Source organism: Amycolatopsis sp. NPDC114484, from assembly GCF_055633755.1.
In genome coordinates, this window is record NZ_JBVKDQ010000002.1 from 693623 (window position 1) to 715215 (window position 21593).

At 66.7% G+C, this 21593-nt stretch carries 11 protein-coding genes; 3 read left to right on the top strand and 8 right to left on the bottom strand.

Annotated elements, in window-relative coordinates; translation table 11 throughout:
- The 3 genes from ACZ7SW_RS09300 to ACZ7SW_RS09310 all read right to left on the bottom strand — a co-directional run bounded on the left by ACZ7SW_RS09300 (position 1) and on the right by ACZ7SW_RS09310 (position 13387).
- Positions 1 to 6771, bottom strand: coding sequence for an RHS repeat-associated core domain-containing protein (locus ACZ7SW_RS09300; protein ID WP_470229886.1), 6771 nt, complete (start codon positions 6769 to 6771; stop codon positions 1 to 3).
- Positions 6772 to 6877: 106 nt separating this feature from the next.
- Positions 6878 to 11089, bottom strand: coding sequence for a LamG-like jellyroll fold domain-containing protein (locus ACZ7SW_RS09305; RefSeq protein WP_470229887.1), 4212 nt, complete (start codon positions 11087 to 11089; stop codon positions 6878 to 6880).
- 1506 nt (positions 11090 to 12595) lie between these two features.
- Positions 12596 to 13387, bottom strand: coding sequence for a DUF2637 domain-containing protein (locus tag ACZ7SW_RS09310; protein WP_470229888.1), 792 nt, complete (start codon positions 13385 to 13387; stop codon positions 12596 to 12598).
- 221 nt (positions 13388 to 13608) lie between these two features.
- On the opposite strand from ACZ7SW_RS09310, the gene ACZ7SW_RS09315 reads away from it, so the two are divergent.
- Both ACZ7SW_RS09315 and ACZ7SW_RS09320 read left to right on the top strand, forming a co-directional pair.
- Positions 13609 to 14070, top strand: a complete 462-nt coding sequence (locus ACZ7SW_RS09315) for a hypothetical protein (RefSeq protein WP_470229889.1) — start codon at positions 13609 to 13611, stop codon at positions 14068 to 14070.
- Positions 14067 to 15140 carry a tyrosine-type recombinase/integrase gene (locus ACZ7SW_RS09320; protein ID WP_470229890.1) on the top strand — a complete coding sequence of 358 codons (1074 nt, stop codon included), beginning with the start codon at positions 14067 to 14069 and terminating at the stop codon, positions 15138 to 15140. Before ACZ7SW_RS09315 ends, ACZ7SW_RS09320 begins: the two co-directional genes overlap by 4 nt.
- A gap of 521 nt (positions 15141 to 15661) precedes the next feature.
- Here ACZ7SW_RS09320 and ACZ7SW_RS09325 read toward each other — a convergent pair.
- The 5 genes from ACZ7SW_RS09325 to ACZ7SW_RS09345 all read right to left on the bottom strand — a co-directional run bounded on the left by ACZ7SW_RS09325 (position 15662) and on the right by ACZ7SW_RS09345 (position 20708).
- A complete protein-coding gene (locus tag ACZ7SW_RS09325; RefSeq protein WP_470229891.1) occupies positions 15662 to 16105 on the bottom strand; it encodes an enediyne antibiotic chromoprotein in 444 nt (147 codons plus the stop codon).
- A 275-nt stretch (positions 16106 to 16380) separates the two neighbouring features.
- A complete protein-coding gene (locus ACZ7SW_RS09330) occupies positions 16381 to 16875 on the bottom strand; it encodes a winged helix-turn-helix transcriptional regulator (protein WP_470229892.1) in 495 nt (164 codons plus the stop codon).
- Between the two features lie 657 nt (positions 16876 to 17532).
- Positions 17533 to 18159 carry a hypothetical protein gene (locus ACZ7SW_RS09335; protein ID WP_470229893.1) on the bottom strand — a complete coding sequence of 209 codons (627 nt, stop codon included), beginning with the start codon at positions 18157 to 18159 and terminating at the stop codon, positions 17533 to 17535.
- A 654-nt stretch (positions 18160 to 18813) separates the two neighbouring features.
- Entirely contained in the window at positions 18814 to 19464 is a 651-nt protein-coding gene (locus tag ACZ7SW_RS09340; protein ID WP_470229937.1) for a response regulator transcription factor, read from the bottom strand.
- A gap of 5 nt (positions 19465 to 19469) precedes the next feature.
- Positions 19470 to 20708, bottom strand: a complete 1239-nt coding sequence (locus ACZ7SW_RS09345) for a sensor histidine kinase (RefSeq protein ID WP_470229894.1) — start codon at positions 20706 to 20708, stop codon at positions 19470 to 19472.
- A gap of 123 nt (positions 20709 to 20831) precedes the next feature.
- Here ACZ7SW_RS09345 and ACZ7SW_RS09350 point away from each other — a divergent pair, with 123 nt between their 5' ends.
- Positions 20832 to 21593, top strand: a complete 762-nt coding sequence (locus ACZ7SW_RS09350) for an ABC transporter ATP-binding protein (RefSeq protein WP_470229895.1) — start codon at positions 20832 to 20834, stop codon at positions 21591 to 21593.

The following is a 21593-nucleotide window of genomic DNA, read 5'->3' on the forward strand; positions in this document are numbered from 1 at the left end:
TCACCTTATCGGGTGCACGGTTTGGACATTTCCGGCCGAATCCACCCACACGCGAACTCGGGTCTCGCCGTTCTCGCCGACAACTCTTTCCGGGCCGAAATCGTGTTCGTGTGCATGATTTCCAGTCTTAGGGTCGAACCTAGTGGGATGAGGTGAGCCGCTGACCGCCTCGTTAGCGATCGCTTCGTAGTCTTCAGTATCGATCGATTCGCTGAATTTACTTCCGTCGGCCGGCGAGCCGGGCGCGTGCCGGGGAACCACATGCAAGTCGCGTTGCGCATCAGAAAGAGTAACCGGTCCCCCGCAGTTATGCACGAGCACCGGCACGTTGCCAGCGAGCACGTAGTAGGTGTGGGTGGTGGCGATGGTGAGGTTGTAGGTGCGGAAACTGCTGGTATAGCGGTTGATGGTCTGGACAGCGGCGTGGCCGTTGCCAGGCACGTCGAGGAGGTCGCCTGGACGGAGATCGGCGGCGTCGGTCCAGCTATGGGTGGTGGCGTCCCACCAGCGGTGGTGCGCGGTGCTGGTGATCTTCTTCGGGCCGCTGGGAGTGGCGATGGCGACGTCGACGAAGTCGCGGTCGGTGTCGGTGATGTGCAGGGCCGTGACGGTGTGGATCTCGGTCTTGGAGTTGTCGGGTTGGGCGTTGCGGACCTTGTCGCCCACCTTCACCTGCTCGATCGGTTTCATCGTTCCGTCCGCCATGAGGACCGAGGTGGATCCGGCGAAACTGTTGCAACCCACCACGAGGTCTTCGGCGACAGCACGGCTTTCCGCACTGACCTCGCCTTCGATGAGGCGAACACCGCCGGCGACGGCGACTTCGGTGCCTCTGACCGCGGCGCCGCCGGGGACGAGCACCACCCCGACCTCGAGCACGCCCTTGATGCACCCGACGACTTCGGGATCGCGGAAGCAGCCGTCCACGACGTCCTTCAACCCGGAGGCCTCATAGAGGGTTTCCCCGATGTCACTCAGTGCGTTCGTGAACCAGTTTCCCTCGCTCTTCTTCTCGCCACCGCCGTCGGACCCACCGCCGCCTGAGGCGCCGTGCTGCTTGGGCGCGGCCTGGCGGTGCCCGCCGGACGACGCGGGAGCGCCGTGGTTGGCAGGGTGCTGCTGGGCCGCCCGGCAACCACAAGTGTTGTTGGTTGGCACGTCGCAGCTCCAGCCGCCGTTGCGGCAAGCGTCGCCGCCGCCGATCGAGCCGTCGGGCCGGCGGCACGCGCCGTCGGGGACGCCGGGGCAGAGGCCGGAGGGGTCGGTCAGTCCGACCGGGTTGTCGTTGGCGTAGGAGTAGCCGTTCATCTGCTGCGGGTCGTCGGTCTTGAGCACCGGGTCGACGGTGGTGAAGCGGCCGAGCGCCGGGTCGTACTCGCGGGCGCCGAGGTGGGTCAGGCCGGTGGTGTTGCGGTATCCGCCCAGGTAGCCGTGTTTGTCCGGCCAGAGGGAGGGGGCCGGGCCGCGGGAGACGCCGTAGGGGTCCTGCCAGCGTTGGGTGACGGCGAGGGTGTCGGCTTTGACGGTGGCGTAGGCGGTGTTCTGGGTGTCGGTCATCGACCACGTCAGGCCGGCGTTGGCGTCGCGTTCGGCGACGGGTGCGCCGTTGAACGTGTAGAACCTGGTCCCGACCGTGGTGGAGGTTCCGGTGCCGCGGAACAGTTCCAGGTCGTTGAGTTTCAGGGTGGTGCCGGTCGGGTCCTTGGTGAGCAGGAGGTTGCCGTCGGCGTCGTAGGTGTAGCTGGAGACCTTGCCGCTGGCGTCGGTGGCGGTGGCGATGTGGCCTTCGGCGTCGTAGGTGAAGGTCTGTCCCGCGCCGGCGGGGCCTTGGGTGAGGGTGCGGCCGGAGGGGTCGTAGGTGTAGGCGGAGTGGCTGCTGCCGTTGGGGCCGGTGGTGTCCAGTGCCTGGATCGCGTGCGGTTGCGGCTGTCCGGCGTTGGGGTAGGTCGATTTCGACGTCGTGTCCCCGGCGGCGCCGTGCTGGGTTTGGGTGAGGCGGTTGCCGGTGGAGTCGTACGTCCACGAGGTCCAGTACGGCGCGGCCCCGCCCAGGCCCGTGGCGCTCGGGGTGGTGGCGCAGCCGCCCGCGGCGGGAGTGAACGCCTCGGTGAGGCGCTGGAGATAGTCGTAGCTGAAGCACTGGGTGTCGGACTGGGCGTCTTGGGGAGTGTCGGCGATGGAAGTGTTGTTGCCGGCCGGGTCGTAGCCGTAGAACCGGTTGGCGATCATGAAGTTCGTCTTGGTCGCGCGTTCGGCCAGGGTCGTAGCCAGCCGGTTGGTGCCGTCGGCGTAGGTGTGGGTGACCGCGATCTGGTTGGGCAGGGTCGGGTCCTGGTAGTTGGTGCGCAGCACCTGCCCGTAGGGGTTGTAGTCGGTCTCGGAGACCAGCAGGGTGCCGGTGCCGTTGTCTGCCGCGTCCTGCAAGGTGACGGGCTGGTCCAGCGCGTCGTAGCCGGTCAGCATGGACTCGTCGGGCAAACCGCCTTGCGCCGGGCTGCCGAAGGAACGCAGGACATCGCTGAGCGGGTCGTAACGCCAGGAGAACGAGTAGTTGCCGCCGAATCCGGTTTCGGCGAGCGGGACGGTGAACCAGGAACTGGCGACCCGGCCGGCGTTGTCGTAGGAGCCGATGGTGTTGGTGTAGGTCTTGCCGTCGGCGTAGCGGCGGGAGCTGGTGGGCTTGTCCTTCAGCAGCGTGTCGTACGTCCACGACGCCAGCTTGGTTCCGCTGGGGGAACCCTGGTATTCGGCGGTTTTGCGGCCGAGGTTGTCGTAGGTGTAGGCCAGGGTGCGGCCGCTGGCGTCGGTGCTGGTCAGCATCCGTCCGCCGTTGTCGTAGGTGTACTGGCTGAGGCCGGTGTCCGGGTCCGTGGCGGACGTTTTCCGGCCGAGCAGGTCGTAGCCGGTCTTCCAGGTGTTGTGCCCGGTGGAGTCGGTGGTCGAGGCCAGTTGACCGGAGGGAGTGTAGGCGTAGCTGGTGACATCGGCCGGATCGCCGGGGTTGGTGTGGGCGGGGTCTTTGTATTGCGCCAGCTGGACTTTCTGCCCCAGGCCGTTGGTGACGACGCTGCTGGCCGTGCCGCCGCGGGGCGGGATCGAGGTGGTGCGGTCGCCGTCGTAGGCGGTGGTGGCGCGCCATTGCTCGACGCCGTACAGCTGGTAAGCCGACGCTGTCGCGCGTCCGGCACTGTCGAACGTGGACACCGTCGTGCTCGGGACGGTGTTGTCCGTGACCGTCAACAGGGTGCCGACGGGCCCGGAATCGCCGTTCCAGTAGGCGTCGTGGGTTTTCCACACCTGGCCGTGCGAGCCATAGTAGGAGTCCGTGACGACGCGCCCGCCTTGCGAATACGACGTCGGGGCCTGTGTTTGCACGGTGCGGCCCAGTCCGTCGACCAGCGCGTAGCTCGTCGCGTATTTGCTGCTGGACAGCAGCGTGTTCGTGGCGACGACACTGGGGCCGGTGTTGCTGACCGTGTAGGCGTAGGTGGTTTTGGCCGGAGCGTTGGCGCTCTTGCTGTGTCCCGGCGGCCACACGCCGGTGAGCCGGCCGAGAGCGTCGTACGCCGCGTCGGTGCGCAGCCCGCTGTGGTCGACCGCGGCGGCGATCGCGCCGGTGATCGGGTCCAGGTACCGGGTCGAGGTGAACTTGGTCGTATCGGTGCCGCTGACCTGCGGGGTGGTGGTCACGATCTGGGTGACGGGGCCGCCGGTGGCCGGAGTGAAGGCCGTCGTGGTGGTCAGGCCCAGCGCGTCGGTCGCGGACACGGCGCGGCCGTAATTATCGAAGTCGGTGCGAGTGGCCGGGGACAGGAAGTGTTCCGCGCCGTCGGCCGGCCAGGAGTCGACCGTGTCGGTCTGGGTGACGTTGCCCGCCGTGGGCACGGCACCGAACGGCTGGCGGTCGAAATAGGACCGGGTGTCGGACACGATGGTGGCGCTGCCGGCGGGCGTGGCGCAGGTGCCGGCGCTCGTCTGGACCTGGCTGACGTAGTTGATCAGCCACGCCGCGGTGTTCTGGCTGTAGGTGCTGCGGGTGCACGTGGCCTGGTTCGGATCGGCGATGTCGCCGTCTTTTTCGACCTGGGTGGCCAGCCCGTAGTTCCCGAAGCTGGTGCTCGTGCGGGTGGTGCGCCAGTTGTTGGCCGCGGCGATCCACGTGCGGGTGCGGGTGGTTCCGGTGCCGGTGTAGAAGGCTTGGGTGCCGTCGGCGTTCGTCGCGCTCGGCGCGGAGATCCACGGGTCGTCGATCGTGGTGGCGATGAGCTTGCCGTCGAGGTAGGTCTGGGATTCCCGCTTGAAACCGGGCACCGGCTTGCTGTCGGGGATGGTCTCGCCGAGGCTGTCGGTCATCGACACGCTCCGCTTGCCGCCCCCGGGCAAGGTGTCGCCGTCCATCCCGCGCAGGTACAGGGTCTGGGTGACCGTGGGAGGTCCGGACGGATCGCTGGTGGCCTGCCCGACGGTGGTCTTCACCGTGCCGTAGCCGCGCCACAGCGACCAGGTGCGGTTTTTCGGGTCGGCGAGGTAGTTTTCGTCGTAGTGCCAGGCGCCGCCGCCGACGTAGTCGTAGTGGGTCAGGGTTTGCTGCGACAGCGTGGTGCGGCCGTCTTCGGTGACGTCGGTGACCAGGTACTTGTTGAACCAGTCCAGCACCGGCTCGGTTGCGCCGCCCGGTGTCCAGTACGTCGGGTAGCAGGCCAGCGTGTTCGTCTCCGGGTTCGCCGGCATGGTTTTGCCGGGGACGCACTGCGGGTCGGCGTATTTGACCGCGGTGACGCCGCCCTCTTCGTTGGTGACGGCGTCGATCCGGTTGCGGGTCAGCGCGGTGTAGTTGTTGCTCGCGTCGACCCGGTTCGCCAGGGCCTTGGGGTGGAAGGTCACCGGCGGCAGGCTGATCGAGCCGCCGGCTTTCCCGGTCTGGGTGATCGAGTCCAGCCACATCGCCGGGCTGGAGCCGTCGCCGCTGGCGGGGAAGGACTGGGCCAGCGTCCACTGGTTCGCGGTCTTCCAGCCGGTTCCGCCGTCGGTGACTTGCGTGCTGATGGCGGTGATGCGGCGGCGGGAGAAGAACGCGGGCGACACGTTGGTGCAGTTCGCGCCTTGCGCGCACAGCTGGTCGGCGGGCACGTCCGGCCACGACGCCGCGTTGGCGGTGGTGAGCTGGGCCGGATCACAGGTGATCGCGCCGCCGGGCAGGCAGCGTTCGGTCGTGTCGAACACGATCTGCGCGGGCGCGTGCGTGAACAGGCCCGCGACGCGGGTGTTGAAGCCGTACTCGATCCGTTGCAGGTAGCCGCCGCGCACGTACGGGGTGCCGGGGCTGGTGGTGTTCAGGTTCAGCCCGTAGTAGTTGGTTTCTGGCTGGTAGTAGAACGTCATCGCGTTTCCGCGCGGATCGACGACGTAGTCGAGATTCCAGCGCCACGCCTGCTGACACCACGACGCGGCGAACGTCGCCGCGTTGCAGGGTTCGCCGGGGTTGTTGCCGAAAACCGGCTCGGTCCAGGTGGACTGCGTTTCGGGATTGCCCGCCTGCCAGCCCGGCAAGTGGTTGAGACCGAAGAAGTACTGGGTGCCGTCGACCGTAGTGACCTTCCAGTGCTCGCCGCCTTGAGCGCCGTTGCTCGCACCGGTCACCTTCTCCACGCGCGAACCGTCGTCCGTCCGCAGACGCCAGGCACCGGTGGCGGTGTCCTTCACCAGTTCGGTCGTTCTGCCTGCCAGGGACAGCCTCGCGTTGTCGGTCGCCCAGCACAGGTCGCCGGTTTTGGTCTGCCCGTTGTTGCCGCCCAGGTCTTCGGAGCAGGACTTGTAGGACCGCTCGACGTATCCGCCGCCGTTCACGCTCCAGCCGTCGCCGATTTCCGACGCCTGGTTGTTCGTCGCCGACGTCAGGCCGTCCACGGCCCCGGAGGAGTACTGCAACGACACCGACGGAGCCGGACCGCCCGGGCCCGCCGGGGCGGAAAGCGGGTACGAGTAGTTGAATTCGCCCGAAGGCTCCCCCGCGGTCCACGACCCGGCCGGGGACAGCTTCGTCACCTTGAAATCGCCGCCGCCGCTGGAGGTGTCCGGGGTGGCCGCGAGCACCGTCGCAGTCGGAGCGAGGGCGACTTCGCCAGCGAGCTGCCCGGCTTTCGCATCATTGGCTGACACGACGGGTGTTCCGGTGCGGCACTCGGGTTTCTCGGGCGTGCTCACCACACAGGAGGGGTACTGCACGAACCGCAGTCGACGTCCGAAATCAGCGCCGTAGGCCCCGGCGAACGACCGGTAGTCCAGGACGACCTCGACCGGTCCGGACGTGTCTCCCGACACCGGGGCGACCTGCACCAACGTGCCGCGGATGCCCGCCTTGTCGGCCACCGTGTGATCGACCGTGCTGACCTCGACCCGGGCCGCGTCGTGTTTCTGCGGCGAGCTGGGTGCCGTCGCGCTGTAGGCGCCGGTCCGGCTGTCGCGGCCGTGCCCGCGGGTCACCGACACCTGATTCCCCGCCGCCAGCTTCTTCGGCGACGCGCCGCCCTGCGCGGTGGCCGGAAGATCGACCTGCGCCTTGCCCGCTGCGGGCCAATGCACTGCCGGGACGGGCGCCGACGCGGTTTTCGCCGGCGCGTTGCCGGAGAGCGCCTTGACCTCCGTGCCCTTCACCGAGCGCTCGGCTTGCAGCGCGGGCAAGTCCCAGCCCAGCCCGTGCCAGCCGGTCGGTGCCGCGACCGCGTCCTGGCTCGACGCCAGCATGATCGCGGCGATCACGACAGCCGTCACACGCGACCATCTCTTGATCCGAAAAGCCCGTCCCGAGCCGGTCATGATGCTCATCACCCTTGTCTGCACAGGTGCAACACGAAAAAGAAGAAAGGCCGTTGATCGACTACAGGTTTCGGAGGCCGAAGGTCACGCCGGGATCATCCGTTTTTGCGTCCTCGACGAGATCCTTGGCGGTGCGGAGGCCTTGGTACACCCGCACTCCGGCCACACCGCCATACCATTGATCGGACCGCGTCCCGTTCCACACGCCTCGCCCGATGAACAGGTCACCGGTGCTGGGACGGCTGACGACGCCTTGGCCGCCGCTCGTGTTCAGGTAGGTGTTCTGTTTCACGCCGTTGACGTAGAAGGCCATCGTGCCGGTGGAAGCGTCGTACGTGGCGGAGAGATGAGCCCAGGTGTTGTCGACGGCGTCGGCGTCGCTGACCGCCCACCACGCCCCGTTGCCCGTTGCCGACGAACTGATCAGCATCGTCCACTTAGGATGCTGAACACCGTTGGCGTCCGGCAGGCTGTGGTAGCCGAGCAATTCCGCGGAGAACTGCACGTCGTCCATCCCCACCACCGCGCGCCCGCTGGTATCGATCGCGCCGTGGGCGGCGACGTCACCGGCAGTCCAGGAGTGGTAGGCCCACGCCTCGACGGTGTAGGACTTCTCCGTGCGCAGGTTCACCGGCCGGCCCGCGTCGATCTGTCCCGTGCCGGATACGTCGAACCGCGCGGCGCACGCATTGTCGCTCGACGCGAGGCTGACGCCGCCGGAACCGGTTCCGGTCGCTCTGCTGATCGTGTCGAAATAGCGGTGGCCGTAGAGCGACGCGACCTGGTCGTCGGTCAGGACCTGGCTCCACGCCTGAACCTGATCGACCGAGCCCTTGAAGAAGTTCCCGGCACCGAGGTTCGACCCGACCGTGAAGGCGTCCGTGGCGCTCCAGGCGGTGGGAAGCGTGTTCTGTCCCTCGAGTTTTCCGTTGACGTACAACCGGACGCGCATCGACGTCTGGTCGAAGACCCCGGTCAGCAGCGTCCAGGTCCCGACCTGAGGCGGCTGGTTCCCCAGCGCCCAGTGGTAGTTGTCGACGGTGTCGTCATCAGCCGTCGTCATTCCGAAAACCCACCGGTTGACGTCGGGCGAGTACCGCAACTGGAACGCGGCCGCGTGCTTCCCGCCCTGGGTGAACAGCGTGTAGTAGCCGTTCGCGTCGTCCAGCTTCGCCCACGCGGACACGGTGAACGACTTCGCTGTGTCCACTGCCGGAGCGGCGGAGCCGTAGCCGGTTGCTCCGTCGAAGTGGACAGCGCCCGCGGTCTTGCCGGTCGTCCAGCCATAGCCCCCGTTGAGGGTCATGGTGTTGCCGAACGTGCTCGAGTCGTTGGCGGTGCTGCCCGTGCCCTCGTCGAGCGCCCAATTGCCTTGCAGCGACCGGACAGTCGTGCCGAGGACGTCGGTGCAGCCTTCCGCCAGGCCGTATTTCGCCAGTGGGGCCGCGGCGTTGGCCAGGTCGTGCGCGTCCTGCGCGGACAGCACTCGCTGCCACGCCTGCACGTCGTCCACCTGTCCCGCGAGGAAGTCGGCCCGTGCCCCGTTGTACTTGCCCGCGCCGATCACGAGGTTTCCGGAGGAAACCCAGCTCTTGATGACATTGGTGGTCTGCTTGACGCCGTCGACGTAGAGCGTCATCGTGCCGGTCGAAGCGTCGTAGGTGCCGGCGATGTGAGTCCAGACCCCAAGCACCGGCGGCTTCGTCGCCTTCGCCCGGACCGGTCCGGAATTCGCCTGGTCGGCGGACAGCATGCTGAACACCCACGCGTTGTCGTCCTTGGCGTACTGCAGGTAGAACCCGCTGCCCTGGTTCCCGTCCTGGGAGACCACGGTCTGGAAACCGTTGGTGTTGGCCAGCTTGACCCACGCTCCCACGCTGAACGACTTCGTCGTGTCCAGCACCGGACCGTTCGTGTTGACGTAACCGCTGGAACCGTCCAGGGTCAGCGCACCCTTGGCGCCTTCGCTGTAGCCGCCGGTGTCGGGATGGGTCCACGCATTGCCGTGGTCGTAACCGGCGACCCAGTCGCCGCCGCCGTTCAGGCTCGCGGTGTGCACGGCCAGGCCGCCGTTGTCCGGCGTCGTGTTCGCAGTGTCGGCCAACACCCGGCCGCCCATCTCGTCGAACGGCCACGCTCCCGCCAAGCCGACGGACGGGGTGAAGGGCAACACATGGAAGGAACACGAAGCGGCCTCGAGGTTGCCGCTGGCCAGGCAGGTGGCGTCCGGGCCCGGGGTGCCCGCTTTGTTCACCGCCTTGACCTTGATGTAGTTCTGGTTGCCGTTGATCGCCAACGCGGACAGGTCAGCCGTCGCGATCGGATTGCCGTTCGCGTCCGTGCCCCGGGTGGCGGTGACGCTGGGCGATCCTTGCGGCTGCGGCTCGGAACCGTCGGTGGTGTAGATGAAACGGCCGATGTCATAAAACCCTGGCGTGGCCATGTCCACCGAGACGCCGAAATGCACACTGTCGTTCTGGTGGTCGGGCACCGTGCCGGTCATGCGCACCGACGGCGCCCGCGGCACCGTCGAGTCGACGGTGAACTCGCAACTGCCCACCCAGGCCGACGCCAGCTCGCCGTCACTGACCTGCATCGACCAGTTGTAGATCCCGTCCCCGGCGATCCACCCGCCGGGCACCGCCGCGAACTGCGCGGTCGCCGCCTGGTTCGGCCCCGGCGTGCCGACCGTCACGAGATTGCCGCCGTTGTCATGGACGTTCGTGCTGTGGCCCGCCGTCCCGGCACCCACCGCGAACCCGGCGAACAGCGTGCCGCCGTCGGGGTCGGACACCGATCCGGCCAGCTGCGGCGTCTTCGTCGCCACCCACGGCCGGTTCTCGCCCTGGACGCATTTCGAGGTGCCGTGCTGCATCGTCAGGTTCCACGGCGCGTTCGGGCGGGAGTTGTAATCCACCTGGAAATACGGGTTCAGGTCGAACCGGCGCCATGCCGCGGTGGTGCCCTCGTCCCGCGCCGCGAGCACGAACCACGTGCTCTGCCAGTAGTTCGCTGCCGCGTCCTGCGCTGCCCGAAGCGCGTTGAACTGGCCGACGACGTTGGAGTCGTCGTGGCAGTTCGCGACGTTCATGTCCGACACCCAGTACGACCAGCCCGGCTGCAGGTTCCAGGTCGTGCCCGGGTCGGCCGGGTTCGAGACCCACAGGCCGGTCGGCTGGGGACTGCAGCTGTAGCTGTGCTGGATCGTCGTGTTCAGGGTCGCGGACTTGATCACCTTGCCGCCGAGGACCGAGGTGTTCATCTGGATGTACGACCGCGACGTCCGCGCGTTGTCGTAGTCCTCGTACCCGGCCTTCAGGTTCGACAGGTCCCCGGTCGACGCGTTCCAGTTGTGCGCGTCCGGGTACCCCGACTGCACCACGACGTGCGACTGGATGCCGCAGGACGTGCACCAGTTGTCCGGGTCGAGGGACACCGGGTACTTCGTCTTCGGGTCGGCGAGGAACGCCTCGTTGGGGCTGATCGTCACCTTGTCCGGCGTGAGCGCGAAATCCATCACCGCTTCGCGCCGTCCGCCGCCCTCACCCAGGTGCTGCTCAGCGGCCGAGCCCGCACCGGAGGAGTCCCACATCCTCGACGCGTCACCGGCGAACACGACGTCGCCGCTGGAGTTCTTGACCTCAAGCCCGTTGGTGGGCGCGGCTTGGGCCGGGGTGCCGCGGCCGTCGCCTTTCTTCACGGAAACGGTGGCGTTGTGCGTGTAAAGCCCGAACGGCACTTCCCGCAGCTGCGGATTCTTGGCCGCCTCGGGAGTCTTGATGACGAGGTTCTCGGTGTATCCCTCCGTCGCGGCCTTCACGGTCAGGTCGACACCGGGAAGGACCTCGGAGTAGGTGGCGGTGTCACCGGACAGCGAAGGGGCCGGGAGGTCAGCGGTCCACTTCAGACCGACCGCGGTGTCTTTCTCGCCGGCCTGGACAATCGGTTTCGCCGCCGAACCGCTGCCGCCCGGGTTGAGGCTGACGTCCACGGTGACGGCCTTCGGGCCGATCGAACCGTCAGTTCTCCGCACCAGAGTCGTGTCGATCGGGACCCAATTGCTCCCCTGCTTGACCCGCACGGGATGCACATACTGGGTCAACGACCACGAACCGTCCGGGTTCGCGACCGTCTTGGACGTCTCCGTGGTCTCAGAAGCGACTTCGACCTGCTTGTCGCCCGCCCGGGCATACGCCGTCGCCGCCGTTTCATCCGGGGCAGAATCCGGAACATTCGCGGCCGGAGCGGCAAGAGCCGGCTGAACCACGGCCACCGTACTCACCGAGACCGCGGCAGCGACAAGAACAGCGCGCCAGCGCACACCAAATGAACGCACGAGATCCCCCACGTCAAGAACAACCAGCCAACCTGCTGGGTCCCCGACGAACCCGAGATGACTTTGCCAAACAGCGTTAACCAAAGAAATAGGCCAAGTGGCGTATTCGACAAATCGTGACCGTGGCCGCTTTAAACAGAAGAAAGTAACCTATAGGGCAATACGAATAAAACCGACACCAGCGGGGATTCCTCGCCACACGAGCCAATTGTTGGAAAGTCTCCAGTATTCAATCTAACTAGTCTGCAAGGGGGTCGCACTGCGACCAACGGCCGCGCCAAACGACAATGCAGCCCCTCGCATCCAGTCGGAACCGATCCGCGAACCGATACGGGGCTGCCAGCGGTCTTCACAACGCCCCGCAGCGCCTTCTGCGTCGCGAGGCAACACGGCCGAAGGTCACATGCCGATTGGGCCGCCGGGAGAACCGGAGGAGGTCAAGGAGGTCTGGCTGTTCGAAAACGCTTTCGTCGCGGTTCGCCGAGCCAGAGGGTGACGCACTTTCGACGATGACCGAGCCGATCTGCTGTTCCCTCAGCGCCACACGTAGCACGTGGTTGGCTGGCGACGCTCCCCGCACGAGTTGGGGTGGTCCGATCATCGATTAGGCCGGTTGCGAAACGGCTTCGTTCTCCCCTGCGCGAGCGAGAGTGGTCCCCCGCCGACGCCAGGCCCGGATGGTGACGACGTTCTCCCCGCACGAGTGGGGGTGGTCCGACGGCCAGCGGCGGCCATTCCTGACCGCCTGCGTTCTCCCCGCGCGAGCGGGGGTGGTCCCAGTTCGGTGTCCCACCAGTCGCGACCTCACCGCGTCGAACAGCGCTTTGCCGACATCGCCGGCGACCAGCGGCTCGGCCACGGTGAGCGCCAATGTCCCCACACTCGTGCCAACCAACAGCCACCGCGCCGACCGCATGCCCGCGCACAACCCTCCGCACCCCGACAACCGTCGAATCGCGACCAGCAACGCCACCACCGTCACATCCACCGCCGGCGCGACCAACGGAGCCACCCACACCGGCGCGCCCAGCCGAAGACCAAGCACCAGCACATTCCCAAAACCGAACGTGAACGTCAGCCCGACAACGACTCCCACCATGACACTCACCGCCGCGACGACCGGATCACGCCGAGCACCCGACCCTGTCACGCCGACCACCACACGACGCCGCGCCAGACCAGGACCGAACCAGACGACACAACCCGGCATTTGCGAGCCCGAGGCGAGCCCGAGACCTTCGCCACATGACGACACCGGCCGACACACCACGACACCGCAAGCACCTTGCGACCAGACGAAAAGGTCTTGCCTGACATCACTCGACACCACCCGACAGGTCAAACCGTGGACTCTTAACCAGCGGGTTCAGCGATCGAATTCACGGCGGCGCACCCGACCGCTACCCGGAGTCGCCGACGCTGACATGCGTCATCGCCGACGGCTCACCGCAGGGATTCCGTGCAAGTACCTCCTGCCCCGGCATGTGCGCCGAACGCCCTTTCGATGAAGCCGCTCGCCCCCGCGCTGTTGTCAATTGCCGACGTTTCGGCGACCGAGTCGAGACGACCCGCAGCTTTCCACCGACGGAGCACCCGCCGCCCGTAGTTGTGTGTCCCAGCCACCCGGTCCAGCTCCGCACCCGACGGCCGACGACCCATTCCTGCCTCCTGCTCGTAGTGCAGCCACATCCGCTGCTCGGCAGTCAGCTCACCGCACGGCGGCGTTGGTCCCAGTGCCAGTTCTTCGGCCGCCTCGGTTTCGCCCAGCAGCCTGCCCGACTCGACATCCGCCGACACGACCACCGGAACCAGCCGATACCGCATCAACGCCCGGTTCAGCAACTCCACGGCAAGCAAAAGAGCAAGCGGAGGGCAAGCCGCCACCGTCACCCCGAACACGCCCAAAGACGGAGCCGCACCGATATTCGCGCACAACGACAAGGAGATACCGAACAAGAACACCGCCCACGCCAACGAACGTCCACTCCCCCGTTGACCCCGCCACAACTCCACCGTCGCCAACGTGAGCAACCCGTCCACGATCAACGGCCAAATCACCGCCGTCGCCCCATCAGCACCAAACCGCAGCGCGAACGTCCGACCGTGCTGATACGACGCATACGCAGCCCCAACCGCCACCAAACCCGTCGCACCGCACTGCACCCACAATGACCACGGCCTAACCGCTGCTCCTTCCGGACTACGACTGACACGCTCCCGCATCGCCGCCGTCATGCCGACTCACCCCTGCGCGACCGGCGGAAGCTCACAATCCCGACCACCGCAGAAACCCGCAGCTCAAAGGCCATTTTTTCCCGATGTAGATGTCGTCCGAACCGCCCCAGGGAATCGAACTCACACAGCGGATTCAGCCCAGCGCAGGTAACCCGCCGCATAAGTTCCCCGGCCAAATCGCGTGCCTTGGCACACCCCTGACTGCAGCTGCGGAGGACCTCGTGACCGGTCGAAAACTGACAGCAGAACAGGTCGTCGGCGCACTTGCCCTGCCCAGCCTCAGAGCAGTGCCCCAGCATGAACCGTTGCTCCTCACGACCATCCCGTCAGAGCCCGACAAGTCCATGGCATACGCGCTGGGCCATATCGACCGGTCCGGCCGGATCTCCGCCCGCGCGCTGCTTAGCAATCTCGGCTGGTCCGTCGGCGACCGACTGAACATCACCGCACTGTCCGACACCCTCGCCCTCAGCAGAGCACCGACCGGAACCCAGCCCGTCCGAAGCACCCAATTCGTCCTGCTACCCCACCCAGCAAGGCGAGCAATCGGAGTACAACCCGGCGACATCGTGCTCCTTGCCTCAGCACCCGCATACGACCTCCTGCTCGCGCACGCCCGAACCGCGCTCGACGCCATGGTCACCACCCACCTGCAATCACACCCGGACTTGGGCCTGCAATGACCACCGACGCCGCCCTCGCCGCCGCACACCTCGTCATCGACAAACTCGGCGTCTCAGCGGAACAACTCCTCACCAGCTCCACGACACCACCCAGCTCGGGCCCGACCTTCGCTGACTACATTCCGCGCGTCGCACACGCCGTCGCGCCAGGAGCCCGCCGCACCTACCAGCCCTACTGGAACATCCTGCTCCACCTATGGCCCGACCGGCCGATCGCCGACCCGACCCCGACCGAATTCCTGCACCTCACCGCCCACGTCAAAGCCGAGGCGCAAGTCCGCCGCAACTCCCGCAGCGGCACCAGCGCCGCCGAACACTTCATCGCCGCCACCCGCAGCCTCTACCACCACGCCGAGCTCGACCACATCCTCGACCACGCCGACAACCCCGCAGCCCCCATCCCCAAACCCCGACGGCAGCCTTCACTCCGCCGCGCCCTGACCAATACCGAACTCGACGCCATCAACACCGCGGCCGCATCCGGCGGTACCGACCCCCACCTCGACAGCCTCCTGCTCCGCCTCCACACCGAAACGGCCTGCCGTCGCGGCGGAGCACTCGCCCTCACCAAGCCTGACCTCGACCCTTTTCAGAATCTCGTGCTCCTGCACGAAAAGGGAGACACCAACCGCTGGCAACCTATCTCCCCCACTCTCATGCACGCCCTGCTCGGTCACGCCCAACACCGCCCCGCCGATACACCCGACACGTCCCTGCTCCGCTACCGCAACGGAAAACCCATCACCCGACGCCGCTACGACAGCCTCTGGAACCGCATCGGCCGCACCCACCCTTGGGTCGCCCGGCACGGCATCACCACTCACTGGCTCCGCCACACCACCCTCACCTGGGTCGAACGCACCTTCGGCTACGCCACCGCCCAGGCATACGCCGGCCACTCCGTTCAAACCAGGCCGGCTCACGCGACCAGCACCGCCACCTATGTCAAAGCCGCCATCCACGACGTCGCCACTGCCCTCGCCGCATTGACGGGCGAACCTCACCCACTCGCCCACCACAGCAGCGCATTCCCGTTCGAACCGAACGAATCTGATAGGGTCGCAGCATGACGAATTCCCTTTCGAAGGGAATTCTCGCCAGCAACAGTGATCGAGTCCCCCCTCGGACACCAAACTGGTGAGATTTCCCGAAATCTTGCAGCAGCCGGTCACCCAGTACAAGGGTGGTCGCTTCCTCGTTGAGCAGACCGTTCGTCATCCCGGTCGGGTGATCGGCATGACCGTAGTGCGCCTTCGTCTACGCTTTGTCCCGGCTCGGCGGGTCCGGACAGCTGTCCGCGACCACGGTGCTCGCTCAGGCCGGTGGTGAACCGCGATCCGGCTCGACGCCACCGTCATCGGCACCTCGATCGTGTTTCGACCCGACCGGCACGGCCCCTTCGCGCTCGACCCAGACGCAAAGTCGTTGTCCCGCACATCCTGCGCTGGCTCTGCCGACTGCGCACCGGCGACCAAGCCCTGCGCCCCGGCCGTCCATCCCACTGCCGCGCTGCCCAACTGCTTGCCCGGCATGAGAAACGGCGCTGCCCCAGCCGATGGACCGGGGCAGCGCAGTCAAGCAGCTTCTTGGTTCAGTTGAACGCGATCGTTGCAGCCGCGTGCTCGCTGAACGAATCGTTGGTGACACCGACTCCACACACCGAGACCGAACAGTCCACCGAGCCATACGGACTGCCGTCGATCTTCACTCCTTGGAAGGTCTTCGTCACGACCAGGTTGCCGGACAGACCGCCGTTCGCGTCAGTGGTCACGTGCTGAGATGTAGCTTGCGCGCACACGACGTCATTGCCGATCGGCGCGCACTCGCCGACCCGCACCTGCTCGTCGCCGGTGAACCCGGACGCCGTATAAGCAACGGTGTCGCCGCTGTTGAGACCGGTGGACGGTGTAGCCGTGACAGCCGGCGGACCAGCCAGCGGCTCGGCCGCGGCGACGGACTGCCCGAGCGCGGCCACCCCGAACGAGAAAGCAAAGACCGAAGCGCCTAGAGCGATTCGACGACCAGCTCTATTCATTTTTACCCCATTTCGAATATGACTAAAGGACACTTGTCGAGGTTTTCATATTTGCCAGACCGGCAGATTCCATGTTAACCAATAAATCACCGCACGTCCATCCAATCGATCCCACTCTCGAATTCCCGCAACAGTGACGTGAAATTAATTCGAAAGAATTGGGCACTAGCACCAGTGACGACCGCCCGCCCGCCGGCCGGGCCGGGCCGGGCCGGATAACGAAACGGGCGCGCACGCCCACGCGCGCACGCCCGCCCGACAGCGAACTCGCCAGGTCATCCGGCCGCCCCGTCCGCCCTCTCGGCAGCCAGCCGTTCCGCGAACTTCTGCCACATCTCCGCGCAGCCCTCGGCCAGCCCCAGCACCGTTTCCTTGCAGTGGTCGGGCACGTTGGCGATGATCCGCTCCCACTCCCGCTCGGTAACCGCATTGACGTCCAGCAGGCGCAGCAGCATCCGGCCCACCCCGCTCAACCGCAGGGACGGATCCCCGCGCAGACCGCGCAGGACCAGCGCCCGCTCTTCGGCGAAGATCCGGCCGACTGGTCCGCCGCCGTCAGCACACCGGCGACCGCGGCCGGACTGATCGGCGGCGCGACGCAACCGTTGCGGCACCGGATCCTCTCCGCGGCGAATCCTGGCCAGAACGTCGCGGACGGTCCCCGGGGAAAGACCTGCGTCGCGAGCAATGTCGCGCAGCGAAGCGTCCGGGTTCTCGGCGATCAGCCGAGCAGCCAGCTCCCTGCCGCCCGCACTGTTGATCGGCCGCACGCGACCGTCACGGCCAACCCTGTTGTGCGACTGCGCATCGTGCCCAGTTGCACGCTGCCGGAGCCCGCCGACAGTGTGCGGCGACAGTCCGGCAGCGGCGGCAATCACCCGATCCGACCAGTTCGGATAGAAGGCGATGATACGAGCCGCCGCCGCCGTCCGGTCCGCGAGCGAAAGGGGCAAGCCATGACTGACATTCTCGCGCACCCCGAGAACATAAGCCGCGGTGTCGTCACCGTCGAGAAAAAACCTCGATATCCCCGGCACCGCGCAATGCCTGCGCCCGCAGCCGGTGCATTCCGTCGATCACCCTCATCGTGCCCCGTTGCACGATAATCGGCGGCAATTCGGCACCCGATTCGGCGAGCGTTCGGACATGTTCGTCGTTCTCGCCTTTTATCCTCGGCGAGTCAGCCGCCAGCAGTGCTTTTATCGGAACCCGAACCGGCGCCCCGCGGCGAATTTATTCCGCCGCAGAAAGCACGGTTCTATGTTCTTCCCCAACTAGAATAGTTCCGTGAAAGACACTCGAAAACTCGACCACAATCCCCCCGTGTATCAACACTGCAATGATGCGCACGACACTCGATCCGAAATGTCAATTCATATCGGTTGCTCAATTCCTCCACATGTACACTCCTCACACGTCCGAATGGTCTAACAGGAAACTCCGATCCGGTTTTCGCGATGAAACTCCATATTCGACATGGTGATCCCCCCGAGCTGACCGGTCAAGCAGGCAGGAATCGCGCTGGCAAGACTGCCGATCCAGTACGGATTCAGCTGTTTGCCGGCGCGAAAGACCTCGGACAGCAGTGACGGACGCATGCGATCAGCGTTCCGGACCGATCGACTCTCGAAGTCGCTTGCAGCAAGCTGATCACGTCCCCCAGTTTGACAACGGTGAACGCGGTGCCGCGAGTCGCGCTCGCTGCGGAACTGGACTCGAGAGAGCGCTGTCTCCGTCTGGAGCGAGCAGCTCGGACTGCCGGTGCTCGTCCTGCCCGGCGTATCGAGCCACCGCGTGCCCGAGAGTTGCTGCCGGACCGGCAGGGCACGGTCAGTTATCCGCTCGAAGAAATGGGTCTCGACGTCCGCCAGTTCATCGACGCCGTGCGCCGGGTAACCATGGATCCCGAGGTTGTCACCGAACCGCTCGCCCACCGCGCGGGCGACGTACGATCGACATTCCCGCACGAACTGGAGGTTCGCGCTGATAGCCGAAGGCCGATCCAACAGCGCGATCACCGGCCGCCTGTTCGTCGCCGAGAAAGCGATCGCCAAGCACACCAACAGCATCACATCTTCGGAAAACTCCGCCTGCAGGTCACAAAAGACGGCAATCGCAGAGTTTCGCCGCAGCGGGCTACGTGAACAGTTGACCACACGGCTGCCGGACGTCCATTCGCGCGATCAGCCAGACCGGCTGCGGATCGGTCCAGTTGTGCTCTGCGTAATCGAGCCAAGCCTGGCGCGACGACGGCCCGTGCACGCCCTCGGGTGGGTCGACGAAACGCGGCTACAGACTGTGCTGATTCCCTTGTTTACCAGCACCAGGTACGTGCTCAAACGAACGGAACCGAAGAATGGGCCGAACGTGCGGATCCGCGCGAAGCACTGACGCAGCTCCCCCGTATCCTCGATAGCATCTCGCCAAGCGGGGCATTGACTCGCGTCAAAGGAATCAGACGCTCGCGACGTACGATAAGCGCTCGTTCTTCTGACGTACCACAACCACCATTTTGACCATCCTGAGACTTAGCGGTGCCTGCGGCAGACTGCCTACCCGTTGCCAGCAGCAATCGAACATCGGGCGACGGTGGGCTCCGTAACCGTCTGAGCCGGCAGGGCCGTGGCCGGCGAGTATGCCCCGTCTGTCACGCGCGTTGCCGCAGATCGAGCACGTGGACCGGCCTCCGGAAGCGGCTCCAAGGTGTATCAGGGTGCTTCGCGCAGGTAAGTCAGGACGGCCAGAACTCGTCGGTGGGTGTCGGGGGCGACGGGCAGCTCCAGCTTGGCGAAGATGTTGCCGATGTGTTTGGCCACCGCCGCTTCGGTGACCGACAGCTGGGCGGCTATCGCCGCGTTGCTCGCGCCTTGGGCCATGCGGTCCAGCACCTCGCGTTCGCGGGCGGTCAGGCGGGAAAGCGCGGGGCTCTCCCGGTTTCTGGCGAGCAACTGGCGAACCACCTGGGGATCTATCACCGTCCCGCCGGAGGCGACGCGCCGGATCGCGTCAGTGAGAACGTCGATGTCGCCGAGGCGGTCCTTGAGCAGATAACCGACTCCCGTGGAGTCGGAACTCAGGAGTTCGGCCGCATAGGTCTGCTCCACATACTGGCTCAGTACAAGCACGGGCAAGGCCGGGCAGGTGGTTCTCAACCGCAGCGCCGCGCGCAGTCCTTCGTCCGTGTTCCCTGGAGGCATCCGCACGTCGGTGATCACCAGGTCGCATTCCGTCCGAGCTAGTGCTGCCAGGAGTTCCTGGGCCGTACCCGCTTGGACGACCACCTGGTGGCCATGGAACTCCAGGATGCGCACCAGTCCTTCGCGCAGCAAGACCGAATCCTCGGCCACCGCGACCCGCAGCCCGGTCACGGCAGCGGCTCGGCAGGGATGCGCACGCGCACCACCGTGGGACCGCCGGGAGGACTGGCCAGCGCCACCGTTCCGCCGACTACCGCCGAGCGGTCGGCCAGCCCGGTCAAACCGCCGCCCGCGTGCTGGTCGGCACCGCCCCGGCCATTGTCCCGGATCTCCACCAGCAACACGCCTTCCTGGTATCGCGCGACGACTTCGGCCCGGTCGGCGCCGCTGTGTTTGACGACGTTGGTCAGGGCTTCGCTCACGGCGTAGTAGGCGGCGCTCTCCGCCGAATCCGGCAGTCTCTCACCGACCGCGGTGTCCAGCCGCACCGGCAGGGCGCATCGGTCCGCCAGGTCGCCCAGTGCCGCGTCCAGCCCCCGATCGGACAGGATCTTGGGATGGATGCCGCGGATCAGGTCGCCGAGCTCCGCCAACGCGAGTTTCGCCTCCGTGTGGGCGCGGTCGACCAGGGCTCCTGGACCGCTTCCGGCGTCCAACTGGGTGCGGGCCAGGCCCAGCACCATCGCCAGTGAGGTCAGCCGCTGCTGGGCGCCGTCGTGCAGGTCGCGTTCGATGCGGCGGCGCTCGGCCTCGTGCTGGTCCACCATCCGGGCACGCGAGCGTCGCACTTCCACCAGTTCGAACTCGCCGCCGCGTGCCGGCTCCAGCATCACCCGGGTCACTCTGGCCCGCGCACCGGCCGCCGCGGGCAGCACGAACACGGCGACCGCCAGTGCGACCGCTCCGAGCGGCACAATCATCCAAGCGAGACCGCTTCGCACCATCGCCGCCCCGGAGGGCACCCATTCGGACGGGGACAACGCCACCACCAACGGCGCCAGGATCATCGCGCAGGGCAGCACCACGCCCACCAGCACGACGAGCAAGTCGAACACCCACAGCAGGGTGGCGAGCAGGGCGGTGTAACCCAGTTCCTGCCAGGTGGCCCGTTCCCGCAACCGGGCTTTCGACCGTCGCCACCAGCCGCCCACGCCCGACGAGCGGAGGGCGACCGGCACTGGCACGGGGCTGACCCACCGCAACCTGCGCCGCTCCAGCCGGGCGACGGGAATTCCCAGTTGGCACAACAGGAGCAACAGTCCCACCCCGATCGCCACCGGAGCCAGCGCCACTCCCACGCCTGCCGTCGCCACGATGACCAGCAGGCAACCAACGCCCAGCGGCACCCCGCTCAGCAGGTACGCCACCGACTGCATCAGGCCGGCTCTCGATCTGTCGCGCACCACGGCCCCCTCCATCGGAAACAACCATAGGACGTTCGGTCCGGGCGGCGGGGTATATCCAGCGCTACCCCGGAACACCTGCCCGGACCCGTGCGCGGAGCCTCGAACCAGGGTTGGCTTGAGCGTATGGGATCTTCGCCGTCAGCTGAGGCCGTTCGTCTGGTGCGCCTGACAAAAGTGCACGGAACCGCGCCGCACCAGGTGGTGGCGCTGAATGCGATCGACCTGACGTTCCGCCGAGGTACGTTCTCCGCCGTCATGGGTCCGTCCGGTTCTGGCAAGACGACGCTGTTGCAGTGCGCGGCCGGCCTTGACCAGCCCACCGACGGCGCGGTCTTCCTGGGCGACACCGACATCAGCGCCTTGTCCGAAAGAAAGCTCACCGCGTTGCGCCGGGACCGGATCGGTTTCGTGTTCCAGAGTTTCAACCTGATGGCCGCCCTGACGGCCGTGCAGAACGTGGCACTGCCGCTTCGTCTGGCCCGGCGCAGGGTGGACGGCGATCGGGTGCGCCGACTGCTCGAACAGGTCGGGCTGGGCGACCGGGCCGAACACCGGCCAGCCTCGTTGTCCGGTGGCCAGCAGCAGCGGGTGGCGATCGCGCGTGCGTTGGCCGGCGACCCCGAGGTGCTGTTCGCCGACGAACCGACCGGTGCCCTGGACAGCCGCAACGGCCGCCAGGTGCTCGAACTGCTGCGGAAGCTCGTCGATGACGACGGGCAGACCGTGGTGATGGTGACGCACGACCCGGTGGCAGCCGCGTTCGCCGATCGCGTGACGTTCCTGGCGGACGGCCGGGTATCCGGTCATCTGGACGATCCAACCGCTCCGCTGGTCGCCGACTTGATGACCGCGCTGGAAGAAACCGCGCCGAAGGAAGTCGGCTGA